General features: G+C 52.5%; 27 protein-coding genes (1 of these 27 running past the window's edge). 17 read left to right on the top strand and 10 right to left on the bottom strand.

Annotated elements, in window-relative coordinates:
• Nucleotides 1–31 precede the first annotated feature (31 nt).
• Nucleotides 32–574, bottom strand: a complete 543-nt coding sequence (locus K5621_RS15400; RefSeq protein ID WP_221049675.1) for a hydrolase — start codon at nucleotides 572–574, stop codon at nucleotides 32–34.
• A gap of 301 nt (nucleotides 575–875) precedes the next feature.
• Here K5621_RS15400 and glnK point away from each other — a divergent pair, with 301 nt between their 5' ends.
• The 4 genes from glnK (at nucleotide 876) to K5621_RS15380 (ending at nucleotide 4500) form a co-directional block, all read left to right on the top strand.
• Nucleotides 876–1214, top strand: coding sequence for a P-II family nitrogen regulator (gene glnK, locus K5621_RS15395; protein WP_100142136.1), 339 nt, complete (start codon nucleotides 876–878; stop codon nucleotides 1212–1214).
• A 10-nt stretch (nucleotides 1215–1224) separates the two neighbouring features.
• The gene (locus K5621_RS15390) at nucleotides 1225–2475 is read left to right on the top strand and encodes an ammonium transporter (RefSeq protein ID WP_221049674.1); all 1251 of its coding nucleotides are present in this window, start codon (nucleotides 1225–1227) and stop codon (nucleotides 2473–2475) included.
• Between the two features lie 332 nt (nucleotides 2476–2807).
• A complete protein-coding gene (locus tag K5621_RS15385) occupies nucleotides 2808–3179 on the top strand; it encodes a hypothetical protein (RefSeq protein WP_245003093.1) in 372 nt (123 codons plus the stop codon).
• A 166-nt stretch (nucleotides 3180–3345) separates the two neighbouring features.
• Nucleotides 3346–4500: a hypothetical protein gene (locus K5621_RS15380; protein WP_221049673.1), complete on the top strand. Its 1155-nt coding sequence runs from the start codon at nucleotides 3346–3348 to the stop codon at nucleotides 4498–4500.
• 160 nt (nucleotides 4501–4660) lie between these two features.
• Here the strand turns inward: K5621_RS15380 and K5621_RS15375 are convergent, their stop codons facing one another.
• Nucleotides 4661–5950, bottom strand: a complete 1290-nt coding sequence (locus tag K5621_RS15375) for a DUF4785 domain-containing protein (protein ID WP_221049672.1) — start codon at nucleotides 5948–5950, stop codon at nucleotides 4661–4663.
• Between the two features lie 10 nt (nucleotides 5951–5960).
• Complete coding sequence (locus tag K5621_RS15370; protein WP_071238526.1) at nucleotides 5961–6818, bottom strand: lipase family protein; 858 nt, start codon at nucleotides 6816–6818, stop codon at nucleotides 5961–5963.
• Nucleotides 6819–7380: 562 nt separating this feature from the next.
• On the opposite strand from K5621_RS15370, the gene aroG reads away from it, so the two are divergent.
• A complete protein-coding gene (gene aroG, locus K5621_RS15365; RefSeq protein WP_221051216.1) occupies nucleotides 7381–8436 on the top strand; it encodes a 3-deoxy-7-phosphoheptulonate synthase AroG in 1056 nt (351 codons plus the stop codon).
• A gap of 38 nt (nucleotides 8437–8474) precedes the next feature.
• Here aroG and K5621_RS15360 read toward each other — a convergent pair whose 3' ends face one another.
• Nucleotides 8475–8648 (bottom strand): hypothetical protein, encoded by a 174-nt coding sequence (locus tag K5621_RS15360; protein WP_096142315.1) that lies wholly within the window; start codon nucleotides 8646–8648, stop codon nucleotides 8475–8477.
• A 319-nt stretch (nucleotides 8649–8967) separates the two neighbouring features.
• Here K5621_RS15360 and K5621_RS15355 point away from each other — a divergent pair, with 319 nt between their 5' ends.
• Nucleotides 8968–10773 (top strand): ABCB family ABC transporter ATP-binding protein/permease, encoded by a 1806-nt coding sequence (locus K5621_RS15355; protein WP_221049671.1) that lies wholly within the window; start codon nucleotides 8968–8970, stop codon nucleotides 10771–10773.
• A 61-nt stretch (nucleotides 10774–10834) separates the two neighbouring features.
• Nucleotides 10835–11104: a hypothetical protein gene (locus tag K5621_RS15350; protein WP_221049670.1), complete on the top strand. Its 270-nt coding sequence runs from the start codon at nucleotides 10835–10837 to the stop codon at nucleotides 11102–11104.
• A gap of 11 nt (nucleotides 11105–11115) precedes the next feature.
• Here the strand turns inward: K5621_RS15350 and K5621_RS15345 are convergent, their stop codons facing one another.
• From K5621_RS15345 to K5621_RS15335, 3 genes are all read right to left on the bottom strand, one after another.
• On the bottom strand, nucleotides 11116–11334 hold the full coding sequence (locus tag K5621_RS15345) for a hypothetical protein (RefSeq protein ID WP_100142130.1): 219 nt from the start codon (nucleotides 11332–11334) through the stop codon (nucleotides 11116–11118).
• A gap of 111 nt (nucleotides 11335–11445) precedes the next feature.
• Nucleotides 11446–12936 (bottom strand): FMN-binding glutamate synthase family protein, encoded by a 1491-nt coding sequence (locus tag K5621_RS15340; RefSeq protein WP_221049669.1) that lies wholly within the window; start codon nucleotides 12934–12936, stop codon nucleotides 11446–11448.
• Nucleotides 12937–12945: 9 nt separating this feature from the next.
• Nucleotides 12946–13452, bottom strand: coding sequence for a phosphoglycerate mutase family protein (locus K5621_RS15335; RefSeq protein WP_221049668.1), 507 nt, complete (start codon nucleotides 13450–13452; stop codon nucleotides 12946–12948).
• A gap of 136 nt (nucleotides 13453–13588) precedes the next feature.
• Here K5621_RS15335 and K5621_RS15330 point away from each other — a divergent pair, with 136 nt between their 5' ends.
• The 3 genes from K5621_RS15330 (at nucleotide 13589) to K5621_RS15320 (ending at nucleotide 15635) form a co-directional block, all read left to right on the top strand.
• The gene (locus K5621_RS15330) at nucleotides 13589–14167 is read left to right on the top strand and encodes a DUF5610 domain-containing protein (RefSeq protein WP_221049667.1); all 579 of its coding nucleotides are present in this window, start codon (nucleotides 13589–13591) and stop codon (nucleotides 14165–14167) included.
• Nucleotides 14168–14281: 114 nt separating this feature from the next.
• Entirely contained in the window at nucleotides 14282–15031 is a 750-nt protein-coding gene (locus K5621_RS15325; protein WP_100142126.1) for a ferredoxin--NADP reductase, read from the top strand.
• Nucleotides 15032–15044: 13 nt separating this feature from the next.
• Nucleotides 15045–15635, top strand: a complete 591-nt coding sequence (locus K5621_RS15320) for a glutathione S-transferase N-terminal domain-containing protein (protein ID WP_190534926.1) — start codon at nucleotides 15045–15047, stop codon at nucleotides 15633–15635.
• Here K5621_RS15320 and K5621_RS15315 read toward each other — a convergent pair.
• Nucleotides 15597–16052 carry a hypothetical protein gene (locus tag K5621_RS15315; protein ID WP_221049666.1) on the bottom strand — a complete coding sequence of 152 codons (456 nt, stop codon included), beginning with the start codon at nucleotides 16050–16052 and terminating at the stop codon, nucleotides 15597–15599. The genes K5621_RS15320 and K5621_RS15315 overlap by 39 nt on opposite strands.
• A gap of 212 nt (nucleotides 16053–16264) precedes the next feature.
• Between K5621_RS15315 and K5621_RS15310 the strand changes: the two genes are divergently transcribed.
• From K5621_RS15310 to K5621_RS15290, 5 genes are all read left to right on the top strand, one after another.
• Entirely contained in the window at nucleotides 16265–17281 is a 1017-nt protein-coding gene (locus tag K5621_RS15310; RefSeq protein ID WP_208128465.1) for a Fe(3+) ABC transporter substrate-binding protein, read from the top strand.
• A 39-nt stretch (nucleotides 17282–17320) separates the two neighbouring features.
• Nucleotides 17321–18952, top strand: a complete 1632-nt coding sequence (locus K5621_RS15305) for an ABC transporter permease (RefSeq protein WP_101059765.1) — start codon at nucleotides 17321–17323, stop codon at nucleotides 18950–18952.
• Nucleotides 18949–19992, top strand: coding sequence for an ABC transporter ATP-binding protein (locus K5621_RS15300; RefSeq protein ID WP_186298158.1), 1044 nt, complete (start codon nucleotides 18949–18951; stop codon nucleotides 19990–19992). The genes K5621_RS15305 and K5621_RS15300 overlap by 4 nt, the downstream gene beginning before the upstream one ends.
• A gap of 272 nt (nucleotides 19993–20264) precedes the next feature.
• A complete protein-coding gene (gene ggt / locus K5621_RS15295; protein ID WP_232786073.1) occupies nucleotides 20265–21908 on the top strand; it encodes a gamma-glutamyltransferase in 1644 nt (547 codons plus the stop codon).
• Between the two features lie 98 nt (nucleotides 21909–22006).
• Complete coding sequence (locus tag K5621_RS15290) at nucleotides 22007–22942, top strand: Dyp-type peroxidase (RefSeq protein WP_208170708.1); 936 nt, start codon at nucleotides 22007–22009, stop codon at nucleotides 22940–22942.
• A 59-nt stretch (nucleotides 22943–23001) separates the two neighbouring features.
• On the opposite strand, the gene argR is transcribed toward K5621_RS15290, so the two are convergent.
• On the bottom strand, nucleotides 23002–23472 hold the full coding sequence (gene argR, locus K5621_RS15285; RefSeq protein WP_025012091.1) for a transcriptional regulator ArgR: 471 nt from the start codon (nucleotides 23470–23472) through the stop codon (nucleotides 23002–23004).
• Nucleotides 23473–23757: 285 nt separating this feature from the next.
• On the opposite strand from argR, the gene mdh reads away from it, so the two are divergent.
• A complete protein-coding gene (gene mdh / locus K5621_RS15280; RefSeq protein ID WP_025012092.1) occupies nucleotides 23758–24693 on the top strand; it encodes a malate dehydrogenase in 936 nt (311 codons plus the stop codon).
• A gap of 77 nt (nucleotides 24694–24770) precedes the next feature.
• On the opposite strand, the gene K5621_RS15275 is transcribed toward mdh, so the two are convergent.
• Nucleotides 24771–25214 (bottom strand): DUF4124 domain-containing protein, encoded by a 444-nt coding sequence (locus K5621_RS15275; protein ID WP_221049665.1) that lies wholly within the window; start codon nucleotides 25212–25214, stop codon nucleotides 24771–24773.
• 91 nt (nucleotides 25215–25305) lie between these two features.
• Between K5621_RS15275 and pssA the strand changes: the two genes are divergently transcribed.
• Nucleotides 25306–25454, top strand: the 5' end (the start) of a protein-coding gene (pssA, locus tag K5621_RS15270; RefSeq protein WP_145840185.1) for a CDP-diacylglycerol--serine O-phosphatidyltransferase. It continues 754 nt past the right edge of the window; only the first 149 of its 903 coding nucleotides appear in the window; the start codon lies at nucleotides 25306–25308; its stop codon lies beyond the right edge, outside the window.

The following is a 25454-nucleotide window of genomic DNA, read 5'->3' as shown; positions in this document are numbered from 1 at the left end:
AATCAGTGGTAGCCCGTGAGGGATTACAGGCTTATTTGATCAGCTTAAGCAGAGCCTTAAAGCGTTCACCTTCTGCCTGATGTTGCAGTTCAAACAGTAAAGACTCGCTGTTGTTGAGCCTGGCTCCCTGCTGCTTCATCATCTCTATTCCCAAGTGTTTGTTGCTTTCACTGCGGGAGCTGACGGCATCGGCTATCAAGTGCACATCGAAACCCTGCTCGATAAGATCACCACAGGTTTGATAGACACAGACATGGGTCTCTATCCCGGCCAGCAGTACCTGTTTGCGGCCGGTACTCAACAGTGCCTCACGGAACGCCGGGCAGTGCCAGCCACTGAAGTGATGCTTGGCAATCGGCGCAGTGGTCTTGGATAGCAGGGCGGCCAGCGACTCTGTAGTGGGGCCGAGCTTCTGCGGCAACTGTTCCAGCCAGAGCACCGGGATATCAAACAAGGCCGTGCCTTCTATCAGCATGGCCAGTTGCTGATGCAGCTGTTCACTCTTGTCCATTATCTGCGCCAGTTTGCCCTGAACATCCACTATGACCAGCACACATTCTTCTGCTTTTAACATCTTGTTCTCCTTCTGGTTGGCCTTAGGACAGGTGTAAACGAGCCCTTCTTTTGCTTCAGTTAACCTAAGGACATTCAGTTAACGACAGGACAGGGCTTAAGCCAATAGGCCTTAGGTCGTAGATGGTTGCGCTTTTTTTGTGCGCCTAAACCTTAATTGCACTTAATTGGTGCATATCTGCAGCTCTCAACCTGGTCCGTAAAAGCTAACTCTTTATAAAACAAAAAATTAACATTTTGGCCTAATGCTTGAATTGTTTTGGCATAACATCAATCACAGCAAGGCGATTCTGGAGGTCTGGATGAAATTAGTCAGCGCAATCATTAAGCCGTTCAAGCTCGATGATGTCCGCGAAGCGATAGCGGGCATAGGCGTAGAGGGGATGACTGTCACCGAAGTCAAAGGTTTTGGCCGACAAAAGGGGCATACAGAGCTCTATCGGGGAGCCGAGTATCAGGTGGACTTTCTGCCCAAGGTTAAGCTTGAGATAGCCACCAAGGCTGAGAATCTCGATGAGTTGTTGGAAGCCATCAGCAACGCCGCTCATACCGGCAAGATAGGTGACGGCAAGATCTTTGTGACAGATCTGGAACAGGTTATCCGTATTCGTACGGGCGAAACAGACACAGAAGCGCTGTAAGGGGGAGAAGATGGAAGAACTGAGCAAATTGGGTACTACGGTCACAGAGCTGCGTTTTGCGCTGGACACCTTTTACTTTCTGATCTCCGGCGCGCTGGTGATGTGGATGGCGGCGGGTTTTGCCATGCTGGAGGCCGGGTTGGTGCGTTCCAAAAACACCACAGAGATACTTACTAAAAACATCTGTCTCTATTCAATCGCCTGTATCACCTACCTGATTGTGGGTTACAACATCATGTATGTGGACAATGGCGAAGGTGGCTGGCTGCCGAGCATCAGCACCTTGATAGGAGCTCAAGCTGCCGACGCCGACCATGCGCTGGAGTCTGATTTTTTCTTCCAGGTGGTATTTGTGGCCACTGCCATGTCGATTGTTTCCGGCGCCGTGGCCGAGCGCATGCGCCTGTGGGCTTTCCTGGCATTCAGCCTGGTAATGACGGCTGTCATCTATCCGGTGGAAGGTTACTGGACCTGGGGCGGTGGTTTCCTTTCCGAAGCCGACTATGTCGACTTTGCCGGTAGCGGCATAGTGCATATGGCCGGTGCGGCCGCGGCCTTGGCCGGTGTCTTGCTGCTGGGAGCCCGCAAAGGTAAATATGGCGCCAATGGCCAGGTTAACCCTATCCCGGGTTCCAACCTGCCGCTGGCAACCCTGGGGACTTTTATCCTCTGGATGGGTTGGTTCGGTTTCAACGGTGGTTCTCAGTTACTGGTCTCTGATGCCGAAAATGCCAGCGCTGTGGCCAAAGTCTTCGTCAACACCAATTCGGCGGCGGCCTTCGGCGCGGTATCAGCACTGATCGTCTGTAAGATGGTGTGGGGCAAGGCCGATTTGACCATGATACTCAATGGTACTTTGGCTGGTTTGGTGGCTATCACGGCCGATCCATTGTCGCCCTCGCTGCCGATGGCGGGTGTGATAGGCCTGGTAGCCGGCGGTTTGGTGGTGTTCTCCATTGTGGGCTTTGACCGCATCAAGATAGACGATCCTGTCGGGGCTATCTCGGTGCACGGGGTCGCCGGTTTCTTCGGTTTGATGATGGTGCCTCTGTCCAATGCAGAAGCCAGTGTGACAGGGCAACTGTTTGGCGCTGCGGTGATCTCTGCCTGGGTGTTCCTGTCGTCATTGCTGGTGTGGGGCGCCTTGAAAGTGACTATGGGGATCCGAGTGACCGAAGAGGAAGAGTACAACGGTATGGACGCGTCGGACTGTGGTATCGATGCCTATCCTGAGTTTGTGACTGTCAAGAACGCCAACTGAGAGGCCAGGAACGCCAATTGAGAGGCCAGGAACGCCAATTGAGAGGCCAAGAACGCCAACTGAGAGGCCAAGAACGCCAATTGATAAGCCAAGAATGCCAGCTGATAAGCCATGAGTGTTCTTGAGAGATCAAGCAGGCTTCCTTCACCTTTAAGCCATCTCTTGTGAGGTGGCTTTTGGTTAGAGCTGGCTTTGGGGTTACCGGCCTTGTTGTTACCTGGCTTGGCGGGAGTCGGCCAGGAAAAGCGCATTTTGGGGCTATGGCGCTTGATGACAGACGCTCTTGGGGGCAGACTGAAAGCAGAAACAGCCTGGAGCCTAAGGGGATGGCGATGAAGACTCTCAGTGGAATGAAGCTGACCGGTACTTTTTTCGGCGCTTTGTTAATTACCTTGCTGTGGCTTGGCAATGCCGAGGCAGGTCAAGTGGTGGTTCGTGATGCCAGTGAGCCCTTCGATGCCTTTGCCGTCAGGGATGAATTACTGCGTCAGCATGAGTGGCAGGAACTACTGCGCTCGCAGCAACAACTGGAGATCCTCCGCAGCCTGCCTGCCATATGTGTTCCTTACATGCGCCCCTATCGCTACTTTTCCTGCAATGGCCATTTTTATCGCCCCTATCTTTACCGGCAACAGCAGCTCTATATAGGGATCCCCAAGCCGGGTTCCGAAGTTATCGCTCCCGGAAATGAAGGCTTGAACTAGGGTATATTCACATTTTGTCACCCTTTGGCGCGGCAGGAGTGGCCAGTCTGACTTAAGCTTTCAGTAAAGAAGCCTTAACTCAGGAGGCCTTATGTTCTCAGGCACTTTCTCAAGCGCTTTCTCCGGCTCTCTCACTCGTGCTCTCTCTGGCGCTCTATCAGCTACCATGTTGAGTCGCTTAATTGGTGCGGTTTTGCTGCTGCTATTTTGCGGTTGCAGCAGTACACCGGTGCCAAGCAAGATGGCCCTTGGCAGCCTGTTTCAGGATAACCAATTCAAAGAGGTTGGGAATATCCCCGAGCCCGCCGAGTTATTCGCCTTGCCTCCCGAGGCGGTGCAGTTGCTCAGAGGTGCCCATAGCCGCAGCGCACTCACGTCCAATCAGGAGTTGGCCCACGAGTGGTTGGCTGACTATATCCATGCCGACAAGGGCGGCTTTCGCTATCAGGACAACTACACCCGCACCGCCGCCGAAACCTTTCACGACAGGGCCGGAAACTGCATGTCACTGGTGATCCTGACGGCGGCCATGGCGCAACAACTGGGGATAGAGGTTGAATTTCGTGATGTGGAAGTGCCCCCGGTCTGGGATCGTCAAGGCGCCTTTTATCTGGTCAATGGTCATATCAATCTCAAGTTATACCCGCCCAAGAATAATCATGTCTTCCATGTCACCGAGCGTTCCATTCTGGTGGATTTCCTGCCCGAGCGTGCTGTGCGCAGCTATAAGGTCAATAAGATCAGCCAAGGTACTGTGGTCGCCATGTATTACAACAATGCGGCGGCCGAGGCATTGATCAATGAGAATTGGGATCTCGCATACGGCTTGCTGAAAAGGAGCCTGCAACAGCAGAGTCTGTTTATTCCGGCGCTCAACAGCCTGGCGGTGCTCTATCGCGCCAGGGGCATGGAACAGATGGCCGAGCGGGTCTACCGCTATGCGTTGACGCTTGAGCCGGAAAACATGACTACCCTCTATAACCTGGCGGTCATGCTGAGCAGCCAGGACAGACTGGATGAATGGGCCGAAGTGCACAAGGTACTGGAGCTTGCCCGGATCCGTAATCCTTATTACTACTATGATATGGCGCAACAAGCCTACATGGATCACCAATATGATGAGGCGCTGAGTTGGTATCGAAGAGCGATTGAGAAGGCGGATTATCGTCACGAGTTTTACTTTGGTTTGTCCAGAACCTATTGGGCAAAAGGGGACTCCGACCGGGCGAAGAGCAATCTGCAAAAGGCGTTGGCGCTGGCCGGTGACGGCGAGCAGAAAAAACGCTATCAGGCCAAGTTGCATGCGATGGAAGGGCATTGATTCAAAAGCTTGGCTGAAAGAGTGGGGTTATAAAGGCGCAATTGGTTGCAGCCAAGCTGCAGAGTAAAAAGCCCGATGCTGACATCTGCATCGGGCTTTGTTGCTTTTGGGCTATAAGTTGCTTTCTGGCTATAAGTTTCTCTCTGCCTGAAAGCTGGCCTTAAAGGGCTTCGAAACTCAGCGCCTTGTCGCGGTAACTCAAGCGCGCCATCTGCCCCATATCCTTGAGCTCAACTGCCCTGACACCATAGGGCGGCTTTAAGCCCGAATTTTGGATTAGCTCAAGGTTTAGAGGCAACTGCAGACTGTTTTGCTCTTGTGTCAGCCAGGCCGCAGTCTCACTCTGCAGTATGGCGATTTCCCGCCCCTGGGAGTCCATCCCTGTCAGTATTGCCGACACCCCAAAACGACCACTTTTGGCCAGCTCCAGCGTAAAGTTGAGGGCGCTTGGCAGACCATTTTGCCAACCAACTTTGATTTCGGGTGCCAGCCGCGCCGATGGATAGAACTGCTTGAAGGCGGTCTTGACGGTACGTCGTACCAAGGTGTTATCCACCTGGGTCTCAATATCGACCACCAGTTCACTGAAACCCGCATTGCTTGATGGCATGGGCAGCTGCTCATTTTGCAGTCGCCAGCTGTCGCCACTTTGGCTGAGTTGCAGTGGGGTTTGCTCGCCGCTTGCTTGCTGCAGCCGGGCACTGGCCAAACGAGGTGAACCCATGGCCTTATCGTTCTCAAGCGCCAGCTCCAACTCGAGATGGGTGTTGGCCTCGAGTGATGATGGGGTGCTTAACTTGAGACGATAGGCAGAGCCTTTCTCTTTGACATTGACCAGATAGTTGTCAGTGGCGGTCAGCGCTGCGGCGACCTGCAGGCGATAGAGACCGGGCTTGATATCTGAGTTCAGCAGCAGGGCACTGGAGTCATCATCCATCCCGGCGCTGGCCAGAGACTCAGAGTCTACGGCGCGGCGGATAAGACGCTTGTTCTCAGTTTTGCCTGCGGCCGAGCTGAGTTGAATCGCGTCCGGAGCAATACTCTTGGGGGCAGTCGGGGCGCCGCTGCTTTTATCCCAGCGCGGTGCCAGACGGATAACGCTGCTGCCTTGGGTTAATGGCAGCTCTATGCCTTGGTTAAGCTCGGCGCCTGTAACCATCAACCAGTATTCATCACTGCTGGTACTGGCGGTTTTGTCCGGCAGCTGGGCTTGATACTCCCCTGACAGCGCCCTGACAAAGCTGACATCTTCCCTGGAGGTATTCAAGGGCGGCAATTGCCCTGTATCAAGCTCTTCTGAAGCCTTGATATCGCTTGCCTGGGGCGGCACCATGGCCAAGGTCAGGCTTTTGGGCTGTAGGTTTTGTTCTACCTTGGCATCATCCTGGCAACCCGTGAGGCTCAGGAGTATTGCTGCCAGCAGCGGTGTCTTGCTGATATGCATCTTCATACTTACGTCCTCAGATATGATTGCGCAGAAGGGTGTCGAGATTAAAACAGGCCCGGCGGCTTTGATGGTGGCTCAAAGGTTCTCTGTCACGGGTTTTCTGCTTATCGGTAAACCAGACACTGCCGGCGGCACTCTGGGAGCTGCACTCAAGAAAACCGTCGGAGCAGTTATCCAGCCAGTTTTGGGTAGTCTCCAGGCCCACTTGATTCTGATAACCGCCGCAATAGCTGTCGCTGTCCCAAACTGCCGACTCCACGTCCGAGCCGACAACAGCTTCAAAAGGCTTACCCAGAGAAGGACGCCCGGCTGTGCCGTACAACCATTGACTGTTGTATTGCGCCATCCAACCCACCTGCTGCTGTTTGACGGCATCGCTGTCGTAACCGAGCAGCCAGCCGAGACTGGTTTCAAACACATTGCCTTGAGTGACGGCATCGGCCAGTGGTGTACCGGCACTGGAAGGCGCCAGCGCTATCACTCGGCTGATGCTGTTGATCACAGCTGGATAACGTCCATCCCAGGTGGGATTGGACAAGACCCAGCGCACTATGTTGCCGCCATTGGAGTGGGTGATGAGGATCAGTTGATCCAGATTGCGGGCGTTGATAAAGCTCTGCAGCTGATCGACCAAACAGCCGGCAGCGGCCTCATCCCACATATATTGCTCGAAGTCACAGTTGATGACCTGATAGTTACTCGGGGTGCTGATACCTTGACGAACTGAATCGACAAACTCGCGGGTCCAGTAATCGTTCAGGGCATCGGTTTGTTTTCCTGTTCCATGGACAAAGGCGACGCCGGTGGCGCCATGACTCAGGGAGCAGACACTACAAAGACCCAACATCATTAGGGTGGTGGATATTTTCATGTCGCATTTCTCTTGTTGGTTTTCATTATTGGCGGATAGGTTTACTTATCCGCTAGTTAAGCTAGCGCTGATATTGGTTGGCGGCAAGTTGATGGTCGAAATATTTACTCTGGTAAGCCGGGTTTAATGGGGATCTCGGAGGAACTGCTGATCAAATACAGTTGATATCAACAAAGCTTGGTTCAATTGGAAGTGAGCTATGCGGGTTTATTTGCCTATGGTCGCTTCTATTCCATAACTCCTGGGCTAAATATCCGGTAAGCGACTCCTCTGAGGGGCGGAGACACGGTTTCAGGATAGAGTGATAAAAGTATTTGAGAGTTCAAGACGATGCGGGGGCTATGTCTTGATTGAAAGTGTTGTTGGTGGTTTGTCTTTCAATAAGGCTAAGTTTAGGGAATTTCTCATCGGAAGGCTGGGATTGTCATATAAAAGATAAAAAATAACATAAATTGCCTATAAATCTATATGAGTTAATTGCAATGGTTGAATATAGCGGATAGATTGAAACTGTTATTCAAAACAAGAGATTCTTATCAATAGCCGGAGCTGTGTGACGTTTATGTATTACCAGAATGATGATGTACGGATTAATGAAGTTAAAGAGTTACTGCCACCGATAGCCATTCTGGAACGATTTCCGGCAACCGAACGCGCCTCATCCACCGTCTTTAAAGCCAGGAAGAATATTCACAAAATCCTGCATGGACAGGACGATCGCCTGCTGGTGGTGATAGGCCCATGCTCTATTCACGACCCTGAGGCCGCGTTGGAATATGGTGCGCGTTTGGCCAAACTCAGAACGGCCTATCAGGATCAGTTGGAAGTGGTGATGCGGGTTTATTTTGAGAAACCCAGAACGACAGTGGGCTGGAAGGGGCTGATTAACGATCCCTACATGGATAACAGCTTCAAGCTCAACGATGGCCTGAGAACGGCCCGCAAACTGCTGCTCGAATTGAATGACAGCCAGGTACCGACTGCAGGTGAGTTCCTTGATATGATCACCCCGCAATATATGGCCGACCTCATGTGTTGGGGCGCTATCGGCGCCCGTACCACAGAGTCTCAGGTTCACCGGGAGTTGGCATCGGGCCTGTCTTGTCCCGTGGGATTCAAAAACGGCACAGATGGCACCATCAAGGTGGCGATAGATGCCATTGGGGCCGCCAGCGCGTCACACCATTTTCTGTCGGTGACCAAGTTTGGCCATTCGGCAATTGTGTCAACCAAGGGCAATGATGACTGCCATATCATTCTGCGTGGTGGACGCGAACCCAACTACAGCTCGGCTCATGTGAATCAGATATGTTCTCAGCTTGAGAAGGTTGGCCTGAAACCTAAGGTGATGATTGACTTCAGTCATGCCAATTCCAGTAAAGACTTCCGGCGTCAGATGTTAGTGGCTGAAGATGTCTGCGGCCAGATTGCCGCTAAACAGCAGGCGATTTTCGGAGTGATGGTGGAGAGTCATCTGGTGGAAGGGCGTCAGGATCTCAACCCCGGGGAACCCCTCCGCTATGGCCAGAGCATTACCGATGCCTGTATCGGTTGGGATGATACAGAGAAACTGCTTTCAATGCTCAACGACAGCGTGCTGAAGCGTCGACAGGCTTGAGCTGCTCTGTGGCATGGATAATGGCGCCATCGGCGCCTTTATTTTTGGGCTTGCTGTGCCAGGTATTCGTTGGCCTTGGCCAGGCTGCCAAAGGAAGCTATCAGGTTGTTACGGCCTTTTTCCTGGATCTCAGGATTGCCCGATTCGATCATCATCCATACCCAGGTTTGGATCAGTGGCAGGGGGGGGTATTGAACTTTTGAATCCAACATAAGATTTCCTTCAACAGATACGGTAAAAATCGGTGCGGACCGGTTTGTTTGACACTTTTTGAACACTTGTTTCCGCCCGTACTCAATAGCTGGAAAGAGTAGCAAATTCTTTTTTCACGCATAACCATCTTTCAGCTCTTTGAGGTGATTTTGGCGATAAAAATGCCATGACTAGTCTTTTAGTCTAGGTTAAATGTGATTTTTGTCATTCTAAAGTGCTACTTGTGGTGATTATTTCCAAGCGCTCAGCCAAACAGATCGCAGACTTGAGCTTTGGGCGCTGCTACACTCGGAACACTCTTTTCCCCTGGCAAGATGTATGCGTCCAACTCTCTACCTTGAAGGTCCCGTCGATAAGCTCAACTGGCAAGTGCTGAAACTTCTCTGGCCCTATCTGCTGGAATATAAGGGGCGCATAATGTTGGCACTATCGTGCCTTGTGGTGGGAAAGCTCGCCAGTGTCGGCTTGCCTTTCCTGTTGAAGCATTTGGTTGATGATCTTGGCGGCGAACAAACGGCGCAGCTGTTGGTTGTGCCCATAGCACTGGTTTTAGCTTATGGCGGCCTGAGGTTGGTTAATGCGCTCACAGGGGAGATCAGGGATACCCTCTTTGGCCGAGTGACCGAGAGAGCGATACGACGCCTGGGACTTCAGGTCTTTGAACACCTGCACCGGTTGGATCTCGGTTTTCACCTCGACAGGCGCACCGGCGGATTATCGCGGGACATAGAGCGCGGCACCAGCGGCATCAGTTTTCTGATGCGTTTTATGGTGTTCAACATAGTGCCTACCTTGTTGGAAATCCTGATGGTGGTGGCCATTTTACTGTGGAATTACGGTATCTGGTTTGCGCTGATCACCTTCTGCTCCGTACTGGCCTATGGTTTGTTTTCTGTTGTGACGACTGAGTGGCGTACCTCTTATGTCCGTGAGGCGGCGAAGGCCGACTCTGTCTCCAACACCCGCGCTATCGATAGCCTGCTTAACTATGAAACCGTCAAATACTTCAACAATGAAGCCTATGAGGCGAATGAGTATGACAAGGCGTTGGCAGACTGGGAGGTGGCCAAGCGCAAGAATCGCCTGTCGTTGTTCGCCCTAAATGCCGGTCAGGCCACCATTATTGCCATTGCCATGACCTTGATGCTGGGGCTGGCGGCTTTTGAAGTGACCCGCGGGCAGATGACAGTGGGTGACTTTGTATTGATCAACGCCTTTATGATGCAACTCTTTATGCCGCTCAACTTCCTGGGTTTTGTGTATCGTGAAATTCGGGGCGCTTTGGCCAATATAGAGAGGATGTTCTCGCTGCTGGATAAGACCCCACTGGTAAAAGACAGTCCTACGGCTAAAGCCGTATCGCTGACAGAGGGCCTAATCAGTTTTGACTCGGTTGGCTTTGGCTATGGTGACAGGCAGATACTCAAGGGCGTGAGTTTTGAGATAGAGCCCGGGCAGAAGGTGGCTGTCGTGGGTGAAAGCGGCGCCGGTAAATCGACGTTGGTGCGCTTGTTGTTCCGCTTTTACGATGTCAGCCAAGGAGCGATTCGAGTCGATGGTATCGATATTCGCGATATGACCCAAGATGCACTGCGCCGAGCCATTGCCATAGTGCCTCAGGACACTGTGCTGTTTAACGATACTCTGTTTGAGAATATTCGCTATGGCCGCCCCGATGCTTCGGACGCCGAAATCTGGCAGGCGATAGAGTTGGCCCACCTGAAGCAGTTTATTGAGGCATTACCGCAGCAGGCCCAGACCAAGGTGGGTGAGAGAGGCATGAAACTCTCCGGCGGTGAAAAGCAGCGAGTGGCAATTGCCAGGGCGATATTGAAGCGCTCGCCGATACTGATCTTCGATGAGGCCACCTCATCACTGGACAGTCGCTCCGAGCGGGCGATTCTCAAGGCGCTCGACGAAGTTGCTAAGGGCCATACCAGCTTGGTGATTGCCCATAGGTTATCGACAGTGGTGGATGCCGATAAAATCTTAGTGTTGCATCAAGGTCAGTTGGTTGAGTCCGGCACCCATGACAGCCTGTTGGCTGCCGATGGATATTATGCTCGTTTATGGCGGATCCAGCACATAAAACAGGCTGATGAGTCGGTGCAAGTTCAGCATTGATTCAGCCTGGCTGTCGCATACTCGAAAGTCCGAAGTCGCGTCAGTCATGGGGGCAGCACAGATGGAAAACATTGCATTGCAGGTCAATATTGAAGGAATGCAGGACAAAGTCCGTACAGATTGGAATTGTCTGGCGGATGAGCTTAAGACCCGAGGTATGGATGATGTTGCCCTCAATCAATTACATACCGAGTTACGTGCCGGGCTGAGAGTATCCACTCGCGGCCTGACTCTGTCTATGGTATCTGCAGAACCCTTTAATGCGGCGTTGGAAGGGATTATCAGCGAGTCAAGAAAGCAGGCTCAGTTGCAGGGGGAAGTGCGTAGCTGAGCCTGGAGATCCTATTTCTTGGTCTGGTTGCGGTCGGCTTGCCAGCCGTCACACAGCAGATTAAAACCATTTTTAGCTTCTTTTACCGGTGTCAGTTCAGTGATTTTACCGCCTCGATAACAGAGCAACTCTCCCTCAATCTCAATCAAGCGGCTGCAGTTTTTGCAGCTGAGCGATGCCGTTTTGCTCTTTTCCGGCTTGGGGACCTGACTGACGAATGTCGTTTTCACTTCAAAATCCTCTGGAAGTGGCAAGTCTTGACTAGGTGCAAGATCTTACCACTTTTGTGATGTAACGCACAATCTGCTCGCCATTACAGTTTAGTGACAGCTAAATTATCTTCATTGATCGTAGTGAGCATAATATTTATCCAAGGTCACGGAAAGACCATTCTGGGTGACAACTCTGACATGATGCGGCTTGAGCTGTCTTGGGTCTGTGACTCCGCAGGAGTGGGCCAGCATCCCCAGATCATGGTGCAATGCCTTGTTGTAGTTGGCGACTCGGGTGGATTTGTCTCTGGGATCCAAACCCTGTTGCAGTTTCTTGTTATGGGTGGTTATCCCGGTGGGGCAGGTATCCTTGTTGCACTGCAGCGCTTGAATACATCCCAGCGCGAACATATTCCCTCTCGCTGAGGCGGTGAAATCCGCCCCCAGCGCCAGCGCCCAGGCGACTCTGGAGGGCGTGATAAGCTTGCCAGAGGCTATCACCTTAATCCTTTGCTTCAGTCCATGCCGCCGCAGTTGATCGACCAACAGTGGCAAGCTCTCTTTCAGCGGTAGGCCAACGTAATCCATCAGAGTTTGCGGCGCCGCGCCCGTACCGCCATCGGCGCTGTCGAGAGTGAAGAAATCGGGAGCCGAGTCATGGCCGCGTTGGTTAATCTCTTCCAGAAAATCTTCCAACCAGTGAGTATCACCCAAGACCGCCTTGATCCCTGTGGGTTTGCCTGTCACTTGCCTGACTCTGGCTATCATGTCGAGAATGTCGCCGACATGGTGAAATTCAATATGACCATTGGGACTGATGGAGTCTTGTCCGACAGGGATGCCGCGAATGTTGGCTATCTCTTCGGTCACTTTCACCCCGGGAAGAATTCCGCCTTTGCCTGGCTTGGCTCCCTGACTGAGTTTGATTTCGAACATCTTCACCTGAGAGCGTGCGGCCACTTCCCTGAGCTTGTCATCATCCAGGTGACCTTCGGCATTGCGAACACCATATTTGGCAGTGCCTATCTGGAATACCAGATCGCAGTTTCCCTTGAGGTGGTGGGCGCTGAGGCCGCCTTCGCCAGTGTTGAGCCAGCATCCTGCCTGGGCTGCCCCATGGGAAAGGGCGGTAACAGCTGGGCGAGAAAGGGCGCCGAAGCTCATGGCGGAAATATGGCAAATGGCGCTGGTGGCAAAGGGATGTTCGCAGTCCGGGCCAATAACCACAGGCATTGGTGGCACAATGTCTTGATCCAGCGTGGGGAAGGCGGTGTTCATAAACAGTATGCTGCCGTTGGCTTCCAGGGGCCTGGTGGAGCCGAAGGCTATGGTGCGGTCGACATTTTTCGCCGCCCGGTAGACCCAGCTGCGCTCGGCGCGATTGAAGGGAAGTTCTTCCCGATCGAGAGCGAAAAAGTACTGGCGGAAGAATTCGCCCATTTTCTCGAAGAAATATCGGAACCGGCCGACAACAGGGTAGTTATGCCGCACCGCTTGCTTGGTTTGCATCACATCGGCGATATACATATAAGTGATTACCAAGAGCCCTAAGCCGACGACTATCAAAAACAGGCCGGAAAACAGTTCCAGGCCCCACATAAACCAGTTTTGCTCGCGCATCTTCTATCCTTATTGACTGCCAAAGTGGGTGGTTACCAGACCTGTGGGCCCCTGTTCTCCCAAGGTGAGGATAAAGAGTTGATCGTATTGCTGCTCATTCAAACTAACCAGGGGGCCACCCAGAGCCTTGATGATGGCCGGAACAGTATTGCTGTGGCCGGCGATCAGCACATTGCCTTGGCTGGCTTTGACTGCATCTGTTATGGCATTGATGTGAGCCTCCAAGCCGCCTTTGGCTGGAAACACCTCAATCTTGAGTTGTTTGGCTGTTGCAATCGGTGCCAGGGTTTCCTGAGTTCGGCGAAACTCACTCGACATCAGCCTGTGCAGTCGGGTGTCCCGTAATGCCTCGGCTAGAGCCTCGGCGCGCGCCTTGCCGACGGCTGTCAGCCCGGGATCGCTTCCCTGAGCTTTTTCCGCATGCCTAACCAAGAATATGGTTTGATGGGGGGCGGTGGCCTGGGATGGCCAACTAAAAAGCACTGAAAGACAAAGCAGTAGAAAAATTCTTACCATTTTTATTTTCTATCAAATACTTAAATAACATGTGGGATCATAGCCCGAGTATCGGCCTGGGTAAACAATCACTAAACTAATTGCTGAGTTGGTCGATAATTAACCTGAGATACGCTTTTCATACGAGGAAACCAAGATGGAAATCCGCAATCATGGCGCTCAGGTCTCTGAGGTGGCCAAGGACAAGACCCAACAACTGGATGGTAATCATGGTAAGGCGGTTTCTGAAGTCGCCAGCAGCAAGAGTGCCCGCCATGTCAGCCAGCAGTTGATGAATAATGCTATTCTGGCGGCGCAGGAGGAGGTAAGCCTTAATAGTGGCAACGAACCCATGAGTCTCTTGTATCGCGCCGCGATTGAGGCCATCAATGAAGAACTAGCACCCTACATGGGGGAAAATGCCCTGCAGCAGGTGCAGGAGCAGCAGATAGATACTTCTCCCGAGGCCACGGCCGACAGAATTGTCAGTTTTGCCACTCAGTTCTTCAGTGTCTACCAGCAGCAAAATTCCAGCATGGACTTTGACAGTCAGCTATCCGGTTTTATGGACGTTATAGGCGGCGCCATAGATCAGGGCTTTAAAGAGGCGACGGATATCCTCTCCGGGCTCAAGGTGCTGGAAGGCGATATCAAGACGGGGGTGGATGAAACTTACTCCCTGGTACAGCAAGGGTTGCAGGCATTCAGAGACAGCTTTACCACAGAGCAGGAATAATTGAGCTCACGCTAAACCTTACCTGCCGATAACACCCCTCACTATGAGGGGTTTTTGTTGGCTGAATATGGGGTTATGCTGCAATAATCGTCTTGTGTTACCTAAGGAGAAGCTATGTGGACTGAAGGTCGGGTCATTGAGCGTATCGATTGGAGCAGCAAGTTATTCAGCCTGAGAATAGCCGCCGAGATAGCGCCGTTTATTGCTGGCCAGTTTATCAAGCTCAGTCAGCTGCGGGATGATAAACGTGTCGCCCGGGCCTATTCGCTGGTGAATGCCCCCGGGACTGACTATCTTGAAATACTGGCGGTGGCGGTAGATCAAGGCCAGTTGTCGCCAGACCTGCAATCTTTGCAGCCGGGTGACAGTATTAGCGTGACAGACAAAGCCACCGGCTTTATGACCCTGGATGAGATCCCAAAAGGGGAATTACAGGGGCGTCACCTGTGGTTTTTGGCAACAGGTACCGCCGTGGGGCCATTTCTTTCCATGCTGGATACTCCTGAGCCTTGGCAGCGGTTTGAGAAAGTGGTTCTGGTTTATGGCGTAAGAGAAGCGCAGGATCTCGCCTATCTCGATAAGATCCGCGGCTATCAACAGGCCTATCCCGAGCAATTTGTGTTTGTGCCCTGTGTCACTCGTGAAGATTTTGATGGTGCGCTGCGTTGTCGCATCCCTGATGGCCTGCAAAGTGGTGAGATAGAGGCCAAGGCCGGGCTGAACATAAGTGCAAAGGACTCGCAATTGATGCTTTGTGGTAATCCCGGGATGATCCAGGGGGCTACTGCGGCACTTATCGATAAAGGCTTGGCCAAAAACCTGCGCCGGGCCCCCGGACAGATAACAGTCGAAAAATACTGGTAACAGGAGAGTCTGGATGCAGCTCTATTACTCTACAGCTTCGCCTTATGCCCGCGTGGTCAGGGTTATTGCCCGCGAGCTGGGTTTGGCGTTGGATGAAAAGCTGGTCAATCCCTTCGATAACAATGACGAGTTACTGTCAGTTAACCCCTTGGGGAAAATTCCCTGTCTGCTTTTGGACGATGGTGCCGCACTGTTCGACAGCGAAGTCATTGCCCGCTTTCTGGACGACAGATTCGGCCAGGATCGTTTCTTTGGGTCATCCAGAAACTGGGCTTATGAGTGCCAGTTCTCACTGCTTAAAGGCGCGCTGGATAGCGCCGTAGGCCTAAGGCAGGAACAGATGCGTGAAGAGGAGGGGGTTCGTTCTCCTTTCTGGAGCGGCCGTTTCGAGCAGGCCCTGCTCAGAGCCTTGATGGAGGTGGAGCGTCAGGGAATCATCGCAAGCGGTCCACTAGATGCCAGGCAGGTGCTGCTATTGGTGCTACTCGAATACCTTGATTTTCGTCATCCAGATCTCGATTGGCGTAAAGTAGTGCCAGCCCTGGCACACTGGCAGGAATCGGCGTCACTCAGGCAGAGTTTCCGAGATACTCGTCCTGGATGATTTTTCTTTGATTCGTGGTTTAGCCAAGTCCGAATAGCGCCTGCCCTTGGGGTTGTCCCTGCGGTTGGTTTCACCGAAGGCACCGTAGAGATCATGGCTCATGCCATAATCCAGTCGCCTGTCGCTGAAGGGAACCCTTCTGTCTTCATGATGTTGATACTTGCAGTCGCATTGGCTGCAATCACATTCCGCCAAGGGGAGCCTGGGTGCTTCCTTCGACAAAAAACGCTTGCCTTCAAGCGCTCTTATCGCCTGGCAGGCAGTTGGCGTCAACACTATGGAAACACAGTGATACTGCTTTTCCTGCGGCGTAACAGGCTTGGCCAGCCGGCGTTTTCCTGGTCTTAACCTGTGGCGGAACAGAAACAAGATCAGCAGCAAAGATACGACAGCCAGCAGGATTTCCAACATATCCAAAGTGTTTCCCTCCCCATGCATGGGTTTTAAGGTTCAGTTTAGTTTAGTTTGCGACAATCCGGCCGATTCCAATCGCTTTGCTTCCAGCCTCTGCCATTCTGCTTGTTTCATTTGTATTCCCCTTGCCAGAATTTTTGCACTAGGCTGAAAACAAAGTGGATTAGAAATAGTTCTCATTAAATTACTCATCCCAATATGGAGTGCCGAAGAATATGAGCTACAAAACAGGTCTGATACTTTGCAGTGCGTTGGCCGCATCCAGCGTGACGCTGCCGGTGGCCGCCGCCGGTGAGGTGACGGTTTATTCCTATCGTCAGGAGTTTTTGGTCAAGCCCATTCTGGATGACTTCAGTCAGGCTACCGGGGTGAAGGTTAATTTTGTGTTTGCCAAAGATGGCATCGCCGATAGATTGGCCCGTGAAGGACGCTTATCACCGGCGGATCTGGTGCTGACGTCTGACTTTTCCCGTTTGCAGGAATTGGTGGACAAGCAGTTGGTCACACAGGTGGAAAGTGACGCGCTCAAGCAGAATATTCCGGCCCAATACCGGGATCCTGAAGGAAACTGGTACGCCCTAACCATGAGGGTGCGTAATCTCTATTCCAGCAAGGAGCGCCTCGGGCCGCTGGCGATCAACTATGAAGACTTGGCCGATGCCCGCTACAAGGGCAAGGTTTGTATGCGTAGTGGCAAGCATCCCTACAATATAGCGCTGGTGGCCTCCATGATAGCCCACCATGGTGAAGCCGATGCCAAGAGTTGGCTTCAGGGACTGAAGAGTAACTTGGCCCGTAAGCCTCAGGGTAACGACAGGGCGCAGGTGCAGGCGGTAAAAGAAGGCTTGTGTGATATCGCCATCGGTAACAGCTATTACTATGGCAAGATGCTGCAAGACCCCAAGCAGCGGCCATGGGCCGAAGCGGCAGTAATCAACTTCCCTAACCAGGAAAATCGCGGTGCCCATATCAATGTCTCGGGTATGGCGCTGGCCAAGCATGCACCTAACTCGGCCGATGCCCTCAAGTTGATGGAGTATCTGTCTTCGGATGCCGCCCAACAGAGTTATGCCGAGGTCAATATGGAATATCCGGTCAAGGTCGATGTGCCTGTCTCAGAACTGGTGGCATCCTGGGGTGACTTCAAAGCCGATGACTTGCCTGTCTACAAATTGGCAGAGCACCATCAGGCGGCGCTGAGACTGCTCGATGAGGTTAAGTTTGATCTCTGAGCTTGAAGGCGTTTTTGCAAAGGTTGTAGGGGAATAGCGGTGATCCTGACCTTCTCCAAGGGCTGGTCGTGGGCGGGGTTTACCGTCTGCGGCCTTATGGTGGCGCCTTTGCTGGCGCTGGTCATGCAGGCGTTCGAACCGGGTGAAACCCGCTTTGGGCAGATGTTTGCCACTGTGTTGCCGTCATACATAGCCAATACCTTCTGGCTGATGTTGGGGGTGAGTGTCGGCAGTCTGCTTTTGGCGGTGCCTGCTGCCTGGCTGGTGGCGCGCTGTGAGTTTCGGGGCCGGCGCCTGTTCCAGTGGGCTCTGTTGTTGCCGCTGGCCATGCCGGCCTATATTGTCGCTTATGTGTATACCGATTTACTGGATTATGCCGGGCCTGTGCAGCGGTTTTTACGCGCAAGTTTTGGTTGGCAATCGGTAACCGACTACTGGTTTCCCGATATTCGAACTCTGGGCGGCGCCACAGTGATGTTGTCGCTGGTGCTCTTCCCCTACGTTTACCTCTTGGGGCGCACCGCTTTTCTGGAGCAATCCTTAAGTTTGCAGCATGCAGCCAAGGTGATGGGCTGCTCGCCATGGCAGAGTTTCTGGCGTTTGTCGCTGCCAATGGCGCGCCCGGCGCTGGCGGCCGGTGTCGCCCTGGTGGCCATGGAAACCATGGCTGACTTGGCGACGGTCAATTATTTTGCGGTATCCACTCTGACCACGGCTGTTTACGACACCTGGCGAGCCTATGGTGACTTGGCGGCCGCGGCTAAAATTTCGCTATTGATGTTGCTTGGTGTCTTTACTCTGTTTGCGCTGGAGCGTATGGCGAGGCGCAAACAGCAATTGTTTCAAAAGCAGCTGTTGCTGGAGGCGCCAGAGCCTTACCGGCTCAAAGGTTGGCGTGAGTGGTTGGCGCTCGGCTACTGCTCGCTGTTGCTGCTGTTGGCCTTTGTTTTGCCATTTGTCATTCTCGGCAGTTACGCCTTGGATTACTGGCAACAGAGCTGGAACAGTGACTTTTGGCAGTACAGTCTCAACAGCCTAACAGTCGCCGCCATCAGCAGTGTATTGTGTTTGCTCTTGGCTATCCTCTTGATGTTCATTCGCCGCCTGAGTCCGCGAAAGTGGGACATACTGCCATCCCGTCTGGTCAGTACCGGCTACGCTCTGCCGGGCACTGTGCTGGCGATTGCCGTGCTTATTCCGCTGACCTGGCTCGATTTCAGAATCGATGATCTCTATGCCCTGTTCGAGCGCCAAGGCCCGGGGCTGCTGTTCACCGGCAGTATCGCCGCCCTGGTGCTGGCGTTTTGTATTCGCTTTGCCGCCATCGCCATCGGCAGCATAGAGAGCAGTTACAAACGGCTGTCGCCTTCTCTCGACATGGCGGCCATCAGCCTGGGCAAGACACCGGGTAAAGTACTGGCATTAATCCATCTGCCATTGCTGCGCAGCGGTATTTTTGCCGCTCTGCTACTGGTATTTATCGAGGCGATGAAAGAGTTGCCGGCTGCCTTGCTGCTAAGCCCTGTCGGGTTTCACAACCTGGCTACCCAAGTGTTCCAATACGTCTCCGATGAGCAGTTGGAGCAGGGGGCGCTGGCGGCTATTGTCATTGTGTTGGTGGGGCTGGTGCCCTTGATTTATCTCAACCGTTCGCTGGAGCAAAACAACTGATGTCGACCCTGAGTGTCAAGCAACTCCACAGCCATTATGGCGCCCAACAGGTGCTCAAAGGGCTGAGCATTACCTTGCAAGCCGGTGAAATTGCCGCCCTGCTCGGACCCAGTGGTTGTGGTAAAACGACTCTGCTCAGAGCCATTGCCGGACTGCAGCCGGTCTCCGCCGGTGAAATTCATATCAGCGGCCGTGCAGTAACCACGGATAAGCTGCAGGTTCCGGGAGAGGAGCGTGGCGTGGGGATGATCTTTCAGGACTATGCCCTGTTTCCCCACTTGACGGTCGCGCAGAATATCCTCTTTGGTGTCAAGGGGTTGAACAAGGCGCAGCGCCTGAGCCGGCTCGAGGAGATGTTGGATTTGGTCAAGCTCCCGGGGCTTGGTGAACGTTATCCCCACGAGTTGTCCGGTGGTCAACAGCAGAGGGTGTCGATTGCCAGGGCGCTTGCCTATGAACCTGAACTGCTGTTGTTGGATGAACCATTCTCCAACATAGACGCCCAGGTACGCGGCGAGCTGATGCTGGAGATTCGCGCGATCCTCAAGAGCCGTAACGTCAGCGCCGTATTTGTGACCCACAGTAAGGATGAGGCCTTTGTTTTTGCCGATACCCTGGCGCTGTTTGAAGATGGAAAAATAGTGCAGCAAGGCAGTGCTGAAACTCTCTATGCCAACCCGGTCAATCGCTATGTGGCAGACTTTCTCGGCAGTGGTAATTATCTTAAGGCCAAGGTCAGCTGCGAACATTGTGTCGATACTCAAATCGGCCGACTTAAAAGCTCTTTGCCCCATGGTTTGCCACTGAACTGGCAGGGCGAGTTGTTGCTGCGGCCACAGCAGTTGGAGTTACGACCCGACGAACAGGGGCTGGCTGTGGTTACCGAGCGGCGTTTTCTGGGCAATGTTTGCCACTATGATGTGCAGCAAGAGGGAGTCATACTCGAGGTTCGTAGTCATCAGGTACAGTTTTCTCCAGGGCAGAGAGTCAGGCTGTCGGCACTGGAACATCCGCTGGTGTTGTTCGGTAATGGCTGTTAACAACAATTGTTTCATAAGTTTGCTGTGGGTGATAATTTGTTTGTCTCTGTGTTATACCAAGCAATCGGTTTGATTGAACTCATCATAGGTATTCACTGAACCCCGGACTCGCCCATGCGCCGCTCCGGGATGAGAGCGGAGGCGAGATGCATAACCACAGCAATAATAAAATGCAGGACGCACAAGGGATACGGAATATCAGCAACAGCTCATGTCGTCAGCTGTTACTCGGCGTCATCGGGAGTTTGGCTGTTTTCTGCAGCACAGGAAGCATGGCGATGGACAGAATCACGGGCGCGGCCTTTGCGAGCCGCTCTGAAGTCTATGCGGTCAATGGTATGGCGGCAACCAGCCAACCACTGGCGACTCAGGTGGCGGTCGATATTCTCAAGCAAGGAGGCAGTGCCGTGGATGCCGCGATTGCTGCCAATGCCATGCTGGGGTTGGTGGAGCCTACTGGCTCTGGCATAGGCGGCGATCTTTTTGCCATTGTCTGGAGCGCCGAAGAGCAGCGGCTCTATGGGCTCAATGCGTCTGGCCGCAGTCCGGCTTCTCTGACGCTGGAGATGCTCAAGGCCAAAGGGCTTGAGCATCTGCCGCCTTATGGGCCTTTGCCCGTATCCGTGCCCGGTGCCGTGGATGGCTGGTATGAACTGCATGACAAGTTCGGCAAATTGCCCATGAAGGATAACCTGGCGCCGGCTATTCATTATGCCCGTGAAGGATTTCCGGTTTCCGAGCTCATCGCCTTCTATCTGGCTCGCAGCGGTGACAAGCTGGCCAAATACCCGGGGTTTAAAGAAACCTATATGCCAGGCGGCCGCATGCCGGCCGTCGGTGAATTGTTTCGAAACCCGGCTTTGGCAAACAGCTATGAAAAAATTGCCAAGGGGGGCCGGGACGTCTTTTACAAAGGAGAGATAGCCCGCAGTATTGCCGCCTATATGCAACAACAGGGCGGTTATCTTTCCTATGAAGATCTCGCTTCTCACAAGAGTGAGTGGGTTGAGCCTGTATCGGTTAATTATCGGGGCTATGATATCTGGGAGCTGCCGCCCAACGGCCAGGGAATAGCGGCACTGCAGATCCTTAAAACCCTGGAGCCATTTAATCTCAAGGCCATGGGGCTGGACAGCGCCGAATATGTGCATCATTTCGTGGAAGCAAAAAAGCTGGCGTTTGCCGACCGAGCCAAGTTCTACGCCGACATGGACTTTGCCAAAGTGCCGGTAGCGTCACTTATCTCCAAAGAATACAACTACGCCAGAGCCAAGCTTATCGATGCTGACAAAGCCGCCGCCAGTGTTGAGCCGGGTAATCCCAATCTTTTACACGGTGATACCATCTATCTCACTACCGCTGATAAAGAAGGCAATATGGTGTCCCTCATCCAGAGCAATTATCGTGGCATGGGCTCAGGCATGACGCCTCCGGATTTGGGATTTGTGTTGCAGGACAGGGGCCAGCTGTTTGATCTCACTCCCGGGCGTGCCAACTCCTATGCACCGGGTAAGAGACCGTTTCATACCATAATTCCGGCCTTTGTCACCAAAGATGGCAAGCCTTGGCTCAGCTTTGGCGTCATGGGGGGAGCCACCCAACCCCAGATGCACGCTCAGATCATGATTAATCTGATTGATTTTGGCCTCAACCTGCAGGAGGCGGGCGATGCTCCGAGAATACTGCATACAGGTTCCAGCCAACCGACCGGCGAGCAGATGACAGATGGCGGTTATATCAGTCTCGAGTCGGGCTTTTCCATGGAAACCCGCCGTGAGCTGATGAAAAAGGGGCATACTTTGAGTGATTCTCTCGGGGCTTTTGGTGGTTATCAGGCCATAGGCGTCAATGTTGAAAGCGGCGTTTATCGGGGAGCGTCCGAGTCCCGTAAAGACGGGCAGGCATCAGGTTATTGAAAGCAATCGGCAAAAACGTGCGTGAGCTAATTCAAATTAACGCTCAAGTTGCGGATAATAAGGCCGAAGATGAATTAATCTGAAAGGGTAGATTGCAAATGGATACACAGGTTATGCCACGGGAACAACTGGGAATCTGCGCTGAGGGAAATCTGCACAGCGTTTATCTGATGTTCAATGCCAACGAAGGCGGGGAGTCACAACTGCGTCCTTGCCTGGCCAATGTCGCCCAGTATTTGTATGAGCTGGCAGATCAGTATGCCGATAGTGCCTTTAATGCCTTTGTGGCGATTGGTGCCAACTTTTGGGATCACCTCTATCCGGGAAGCAGACCGGCTGAACTCAGGCCATTCCCTGCTATGGAGTCGGGTAACCGGGATGCGCCTGCGATAGAGTTCGATATTTTTATTCACCTGCGTTGTGATCGCCTGGATATTCTTCATCTGGTAGCCAATGAGGTCAACGAAATGCTGGAAGGGTTGGCTGAACTGGAAGAGGAGGAGCGCGGGTTCCGCTTTATGGACAGCCGCGATCTGACCGGTTTTGTCGATGGCACAGAAAACCCCAAGGGCAGAGGCCGTCAAGCTGTGGCCCTGGTAGGTGATGAAGACGATGCATTTCGCGGCGGTAGCTACATTCATGTACAGAAATATGTCCATAATCTGAGTAAGTGGCACAGACTGCCGCAGAAAAAGCAGGAAGACATCATAGGCCGCACCAAGCAGGACAACATAGAGTACGCCTCGGAAGACAAACCGCTGACGGCACATATCAAGCGGGTAAATCTCAAGTATGACAATGGTGAGTCGATGGAGATCCTGCGTCAGAGCATGCCCTATGGTTCTGTAAAACAGCAGGGTTTGATGTTTATTTCCACCTGTAAGACACCAAGCCATTTCGAAAAGATGCTTCACAGTATGGTTTTCGGTGACGGAGAAGGACACCATGATCACCTGATGCACTTTACTCAGGCGGTAACTGGTTCCTCTTTCTTTGCCCCATCTCTGGATTTCATGATCCAGTTTGATGATTAATAGCGCGATAACGAAAAAAACGCCCCTCAATGAGGGCGTTTTTTTATGGCATTTTCAACTCAGTCTGTGTAATTGAACAGCGACTTCACTGTTTCCAGGGTTTCATCAATGGTCTTGATGCTGGAAGGGCAGATAAAGATAGTATCATCACCGGCGATAGTGCCCAGAATACCTTCTGGCTTGCCGATGGAGTCCAACAGCCTGGCAATTAACTGCGCCGCGCCCGGGCTGGTACGCACCACTATCATGGCTTGGTTATGATCCACATCCAATACCAGATTCTTCAGCGGGCTGCCGGCAGTAGGTACCCCTAGTTCAGCCGGTAAGCAGTAGACCATCTCCTGCTTGGCGTTACGGGTGCGCACGGCACCGAACTTGCTCAGCATGCGCGAGACTTTGGACTGGTTGATATTGGCAAAGCCTTCGGCTTGCAGTGCATTGACTATTTCACTCTGGGAGCCGAAGCGCTCCTCTTTAAGCAGAGCCTTGAAGGTTCTGATTAGCTCATCCTGATTTTTGCTTGCTTGCATCATCTTCTTCTGTCGTTATTCAGAAAATCCCGGCCATTCTGCATATCAAACGGATAAGTGTCAACAAATACCCAAGATGCCTGCATAAAAATGCAATGCAGGTCATTGGGTGGGTAAAAGAAGCCTCAGTGGGCAGTAGAAAATGCTGAAGTTAATTCAGCTTTTGATGAAACAGAGTCATATGACTAAGGGATAATTGCTATTTTTGTGACGATCCTTTAATGTTGCGCCATTACAGAATTAGATCTATGTCACACATAATTCCGAGAATTGACGGAGATAACTATGAAAGTTGCTGTACTTGGTGCTGCTGGTGGTATCGGCCAGGCTCTTGCCCTTCTGTTGAAAACCCAATTGCCTGCCGGCTCTCAGCTGTCACTCTATGATATCGCCCCCGTAACGCCTGGGGTTGCCGTGGATCTGAGTCATATCCCGACAGCAGTTGAAGTTAAAGGTTTTGCCGGTGAAGACCCAACGCCTGCACTGGAAGGTGCCGATGTGGTGCTGATCTCTGCCGGTGTTGCCCGTAAGCCGGGCATGGATCGTTCTGATCTGTTCAATATCAATGCCGGTATCGTCCGTAACCTGATTGAAAAAGTGGCCGCGACTTGTCCCAAGGCGCTGATCGGTATCATCACTAACCCAGTGAACACCACTGTGGCCATTGCTGCTGAAGTACTGAAAAAAGCCGGTGTTTACGACAAGAACCGTCTGTTCGGTGTGACGACTCTTGATGTCATCCGCTCTGAAACCTTTATCGCCGAAGCCAAAGGGCTGAACGTTGCCGATGTTAAAGTCAATGTGATTGGCGGCCACAGCGGTGTGACCATTCTGCCTCTATTGTCTCAGGTTGAAGGTGTCAGCTTCTCTGATGAAGAAGTTGCTGCCCTGACCAAGCGTATTCAAAACGCCGGCACTGAAGTGGTGGAAGCCAAAGCCGGTGGCGGCAGCGCAACTCTGTCCATGGGCCAGGCCGCTTTCCGTTTCGGTCTGTCGCTGATCCGCGGCCTGCAGGGTGAAGCCAATGTGATCGAGTGCGCCTATGTAGACGGTGGCAGTGAACACGCTGAATTTTTTGCCCAGCCAGTGGTACTCGGCAAAAATGGTATCGAAAAGGTTCTGCCATATGGTGAACTGAGCGCATTTGAAACCAACGCCCGTGATGCCATGCTGGATACCTTGAAAGCGGATATCAAACTGGGTGTAGACTTCGTTAAGTAAGTCGACTCCGGGAATAACAAGGAGCGCTTCGGCGCTCCTTTTTGCTACTAGAACCTATTCTACTCTGGCCTTGCTGGCTAGTTTCTTTGGCAAAACAGCCGAATTCTTGCCTGCTGCTCCTTTATCTGCGCCTGCCGTTCTTCTTCTGTCATCTTAATCATTTCACCGGAGGTCTCATCTTTACGTTGTAGTCTGGTGTGGGTATTGAGTACATCCAATTGGAATTTGGCCTTATCACAAATAGCCTGAGCCTGGGCAGCATCTTTCTCCTTGATCAATTTGGCCTGTTTCTCAGACTCAGTTTCCTGTACAACGTCATCTTTTCGCTGCGGCGCGACCGTGCCGATTCTGGCGGGTTGCAGATTTTGGCTGTCCAATTCGGTAGCCTGTTGTTGTGGCGGCGGCTCTTGGCTGTAGTGGGTAACGCCATTTTCATCGACCCAAGTATAGATGGGGGTTGCCGAGGCAGCGTTGGCTCCGAGTAATGCCAGCAGAGCCATAAATAGGCTGATCCTTATCATTGTCTGTTTCCGTTTCTGCAGGGTGAGCTTGTCTGAGCAAGTGTGTTATCTTTGCCGCTATAGACCTTTATTACACCATCAGGTTAAGTGTATGCAAAATTTATCCAAGCCAACAATAAAAACCCGTGGCATCTATCTGTTACCCAATCTGATGACAACGGCAGGATTGTTCTCGGGCTTCTATGCTGTTATCGCTTCCATGAATGGGCACTTTGAGGCATCGGCTATTGCTGTATTTGT

The organism is Shewanella carassii (assembly GCF_019670705.1).
Taxonomy (GTDB): domain Bacteria; phylum Pseudomonadota; class Gammaproteobacteria; order Enterobacterales; family Shewanellaceae; genus Shewanella; species Shewanella carassii.
Note: the sequence above shows the minus strand (reverse complement) of the source record. Positions and strands in the feature narration are given on the sequence as shown.